The organism is Alcanivorax sp. HI0083 (assembly GCF_001635175.1).
Genome location: NZ_LWFX01000651.1, coordinates 1 through 701 on the forward strand (window position 1 = coordinate 1; position 701 = coordinate 701).

The 701-nt window shown below is 57.9% G+C and carries 1 protein-coding gene; it reads right to left on the minus strand.

Going from position 1 to position 701, the window contains the following annotated elements:
• Positions 1-626, minus strand: a 626-nt coding sequence (locus tag A3754_RS06490) for a hypothetical protein (protein WP_156496859.1), incomplete at its 3' end; no start/stop codon positions are given.
• Between the last annotated feature and the right edge of the window lie 75 nt (positions 627-701).

A 701-nucleotide genomic window follows, 5' to 3' on the forward strand; every position in this document is an offset into this window, starting at 1 on the left:
AGTGACATCCGGGTAAAGCGCGAGAGCACCCCGGCGCTCATGCGCATTTTCAGGGTATCAATGATGGAGCCCTCCCCCTGGTAGCCCTGATAACCGAGATAGAGCCAGTTCAGTTCGTTTTCCGGCTCCACGTTCAGCTCATAAAGCGCCGTGCGCGTCATGCCACTATCGACGTCGTGGGCGACGTAATAATCCTGGCTGCGCTGTCTACTGCCTTCGACCAGATAGAAATGGCAATTATTCGCCACCGCGATATCGGCAACGATAGTTCCCTGGGCGGGACGAAGCGTAGCTGGTGCCTGCGGGCCCGCATCCGTGAGCATCATCAAAAGCTGATCTGCCGCATCCAGATGCCCGGCTTCGCCGATCATGGCGAATTGACTCCCCTCAAACCACACCATGCCGTGCTCATCCAGCTCATCGAACTGGTAAGGCACCGGCACAAAACGGCCCTGCTCTACCCGCATGACCGAGAGGGAATCCAGCGTTTTACCCTGGGCGCCGGGAACGTCCTGCCCGGAGAGTTTAACCACCCGGCCACGATCCAGTGGATCAAAGCGGCATTCTGCCTGGGCGGTCAGTGCCGGAATAAAAAGGCCGAGCGCCAGAAACAGGCGTAGGGTCATAGTAATGGTTGCTACCTGGTTGTTTATGCTTGAGTGGCGACTACTTTTGTAGCGTCGCTCGCACCGTGGCGGTAC